This window comes from Eudoraea sp. (assembly GCF_049669105.1).
In the GTDB taxonomy this organism is placed as follows: Bacteria; Bacteroidota; Bacteroidia; order Flavobacteriales; family Flavobacteriaceae; genus Eudoraea.
The window spans coordinates 1-3,896 of the sequence record NZ_JBATKE010000102.1; the positions used below are offsets into that span (position 1 = coordinate 1).

The 3,896-nt window shown below is 40.0% G+C and carries 4 protein-coding genes; 1 reads left to right on the forward strand and 3 read right to left on the reverse strand.

What is annotated here, in order from left to right; all coding sequences use genetic code 11:
* Positions 1–792, forward strand: a 792-nt coding sequence (locus WBM60_RS08685; RefSeq protein WP_424282976.1) for a nitrilase-related carbon-nitrogen hydrolase, incomplete at its 5' end; no start/stop codon positions are given.
* Positions 793–888: 96 nt separating this feature from the next.
* On the opposite strand, the gene WBM60_RS08690 is transcribed toward WBM60_RS08685, so the two are convergent.
* The 3 genes from WBM60_RS08690 to WBM60_RS08700 form a co-directional block, all read right to left on the reverse strand.
* A complete protein-coding gene (locus WBM60_RS08690; protein ID WP_424282977.1) occupies positions 889–1,848 on the reverse strand; it encodes a cupin domain-containing protein in 960 nt (319 codons plus the stop codon).
* Positions 1,849–1,962: 114 nt separating this feature from the next.
* Entirely contained in the window at positions 1,963–2,808 is an 846-nt protein-coding gene (locus WBM60_RS08695) for a LytTR family DNA-binding domain-containing protein (RefSeq protein WP_424282978.1), read from the reverse strand.
* Positions 2,809–2,901: 93 nt separating this feature from the next.
* Positions 2,902–3,603 carry a DUF6090 family protein gene (locus WBM60_RS08700; protein WP_424263236.1) on the reverse strand — a complete coding sequence of 234 codons (702 nt, stop codon included), beginning with the start codon at positions 3,601–3,603 and terminating at the stop codon, positions 2,902–2,904.
* Positions 3,604–3,896 lie beyond the last annotated feature (293 nt).

Here is a 3,896-nt window from a genome sequence, read left to right on the forward strand (position 1 = left end):
CTTGAAGGTAATCTGGAACTACTTTTTCAAAAAACGGCCCTTCTGGCCGATGAAGGCGCTAAGATAGTTGTCTGGTCAGAAGCCATAAGTTTAATTATTAATAATCAGGAGGAAAGTGTAATTCAAAGGGCCAAAGCGCTGGCCAGGGAAAAAGAGATTTACCTCTTCATTTCTTTGGGAGTGATAAATCCGGGACCGTATAGTCCGGACAGGTTGCTTTTGGTCAATAAAACAATGACTCTTACCCCGGAAGGTGAGTTGGCAAACACCTATCTGAAAAGCAATCCCGTTCCTTTTGCGGAACAGGATTATGGTTCCGATGATATTATACCAATCATCGATACGCCCTATGGCAAATTATCCCCGGTTATTTGTTACGATGCTGATTTTCCTCACTTTATGAAACAGGTAGGGAGCAATAAAACGGATATCCTTCTAATCCCTTCCGGAGACTGGAAAGCAATAGATCCCTACCATGCCCATATGGCCGTGCTGCGGGGGATCGAAAATGGGGTTTCAATAGTCAGACCTGTATCCAGGGCAATTTCTTTGGCAACGGATCCTTATGGGAATATTGTGGCTAAAACGGATTTTTTCTCCTCCACTGATAAGACTATAATTGCAAATGTGAAGACCAGAGGAGTAGCTACTATTTACAATACTATAGGAGATGTTTTGCCTTACTTAAGCCTGGTACTGACAGCGTATATTATACTTGACATCCTGTTCAGGGCAGTACTAAGGAGAAAGAAATCTTATTTAAAGGGTAAGACCAGGGCGTTGGAAGCCTGAGCGGTGTTTGGCAGTACAAATGGCAGAACAACCATTAATATTAAAAGACCCGGCAAACTTCCGGGTCTTTTTTATATTGTATATATCAGAGGAAGGCTAATTACTGCCCAGGTCCCCGGAGCTTATCTGAACATTTTTTTCGTTTTCTTCCAGGAAGTCTTGCTCCCTTTCCAAAAATTCCAGATATGACTGACCTTTGGCAAAATCAATATTATCGCCAAAGAGTACCAGGATGCCTTCCAGCGGTTCTTCATACGGATTATAGATTACGTGTTTTACATAGGGACCTATAAATACACTCATTCCGGGCTCAATATCAAATTCTTCCTCCCCAAAAAGGCCTTTTCCCCTGCCCTTGGTAAAGATCATCAGGTTAGGTACCTGCCCTTTTTCCAGACGCTCGTCTGCATTAGCAGCCTCATCCGTACCCAGACTGAACCACCCTATGCGTTTGTCTTTCATGGTATATAGAGAAACTATTTCAGCACCATGGCTGGGCAGTGTATTATCACGGGTAAAATGGGTGATTTCTATGGCATCCTTCTTCCAAAAATGTTCCAGCACCTGGTAGGAGATAGCATCTGTCTTTTGTGTATATATAAATCCATCCATGGAAAGGATATCCAGGCCCACTTCATCGGCTGAGGTGGAACGGGCATTGGCGGTACTTGCGGTCCAGACTTTAGCGTTAATTTTTTCCAAAACCGAGGCATCGGCAAATTTGAAATACCAGGTAGGTTCTTTAGGTTTTCCCTGATGAAGGGTTACCTCATTTGGACCGAAATTATGAAAGGTATATTGTTTCTTCTTACCTACTTTATAACCTTCCTCTTTTCGCTCCGATATAACATGCCACCATTCTTCACCCACTGCAATCCCAAATGTAACCGACAAGGCCATGGGATCTGTTTTATAGCTTTCTACAAAAGACTGTAAAATTGCATGGTGTTCTTTACTGTTTTCCTGTGATTGTACCGGGTACACCAGGAGATAAAATGCGGCACTCAGAAAAATAAAGGCGCATTGTTTCTTACTTGTTTTAATTTTTGTTCTCATGAAAATTATAATTTAATGATTGATATTGGAACGAATTTAAAAGCCAGGGGCCAAGGGCACCAGCTTTTTAGCTTGTTTGTGGTAAAATTTGATTATTTGTGGTAAATGACAGACTTACTGGAAACGTTTGTATTTTTTTAGCCCCTCTAATGTGTCATCCACATAGGTTTTTGAAACGGGGATCATTTCATCTGCATGGCTCATTGTGATCCTTAAATCGTTCCTGCCGCCTTTGATAGAGCTAACATTGTATAGATTTACCATAAAGGAGCGATGGCAACGGACCAGAAAACCATAATCCAGGGAATCGTGCATACCTGCCAGAGAGGAACGTATCAGGAACCTTGAGTTTTGTCCGTTTTTCAAATAGTGCAATTCAATATAGTTGTCCTGTGCTTTGGCATAAATAAAGTCGGCCACCATCATGGAAATTTTATCGTTTGTACCCTGGCCGGTAAAATGTATCATGCGTTTGTCATCGATACTGCTGTCTATATTGGTAAGGAAGGCATCATATTTTTCTTGCAGGGCTTTATACCTGAAATAAAAGAATGTACCTACTATGGGGAAAATTAATACTTTGGAAACATCGGCCACAAAGCCAAAAACACTGCTAAGTTTCCAGTCATGCCAATCGCCCTGATAATTATAGGTAACGAACATGATCAGCCCCAGGAATATAAGGCTCCAGATAGTCCACCCAATAATAAAAGTATAAGATAAGCGCCCCTTAAACAAAGGTTTAATGCCAAATTCATTAATAATCGAGGTGAGGATGGTAATTGGAATGTATTGGCCTATCTCGTAGAGAAATTCAAAAGTATAGGTGTGGTTTGGATTGTAGTTGTTGACTCCAAAAGGCAGGAAAGCAATTAAAAAAAGGTACAGAAATAAACCAATGGAAAAGCTCAATATTAGTTTATATCTGGGCGTGTTAAAGAATACCAGTTCCTGATGCATAATTACACAAAGATAAATATTTTGGGGAGCTATATTTTTACAAGAAAGGGAATTATTATAAGTGTAAACTGACAGGGAAATTATGTTTCCTGTTTAGAAAGTCCCCAACTCTTTTTCGATTAATTCAATGATCAGGTCAATTTCTTTTTGTAGATCAGTTCTAAATTCCAGTACGTCAGCGGTAAGCAGAAGTTTCATGGCCAAAAGGTTACGTACCTTTGGCCGCTTTAAAATTTCGGAATAATTATTTTCAGGTTCCCTTTCTATATTGACATCCAGTCTGGTTTTGGAACCCTTGGTAAAACGGACCAAATTCAGGTCGTCTTGCGCAATGTCATCAATTCGAATCTGCTGTACGGTAAGCCGGTCCTTTACAAGGTTATTTAGATTATTGATCTTTAATTCCAGATTTGTAAACTTTTGGCGTATCTCCCGGTTACGGATTAAGGAGGTCTTACCGGTATTTTTTATTTCCGCATAGGAATTTATAACGGGCACATTGGATTCAAAATCCCATATCATGTCAATGAAAAGCGAATCAGAAAAAAATTCTGAAGAGGGGGACTGCCTATCAGGCTGTATTCCCATGGCCAGGATCAAATTATCAATAAGTTGCTGCTCTTCAGCGATAAAACCTTCTGATTGCTGACTGGCCAATTTTAGGTCGTCCTTTAGGTTTTCCAGCAGGGTCTTTTCTTCAGATTTTGCGCGTTGGCCTTCATTCCAGTTATTGATCTGCAGGGCAATCAAAATACCAACCACAACAAGTAGGATTTCCCCAAAAGCATACCTCATGTACTTTAAAGGTTTGTTATCGTCAGCAAGTTGTTTGCGGATTTTGCGGAAGAAATTTATCATAGGAAGGATGAGGTGGGCAGTTCTTACAAAGATAGGGAATTATTTATGCTCAGGGGTTTAGAGTATAACGATGTCATGAGCTAAAACGAACCTGTTTACAATACTGGGAATAAAAATTATACATTTGGAATACGCAAGAAATCAATTACTTCCTAATTCCGGAAATTAAAAAATCAATGAACGCACTAATGCCCAAGTTAATAAGTTTTGATCCTTTGATTGGGTCTATC

Excerpts from the sequence above, each read along its gene's own strand:
- WBM60_RS08690 (WP_424282977.1), bottom strand. The coding sequence starts at position 1,848 with ATGAGAACAAAAATTAAAACAAGTAAGAAACAATGCGCCTTTATTTTT.
- WBM60_RS08695 (WP_424282978.1), bottom strand. The coding sequence starts at position 2,808 with ATGCATCAGGAACTGGTATTCTTTAACACGCCCAGATATAAACTAATA.
- WBM60_RS08700 (WP_424263236.1), bottom strand. The coding sequence starts at position 3,603 with ATGAGGTATGCTTTTGGGGAAATCCTACTTGTTGTGGTTGGTATTTTG.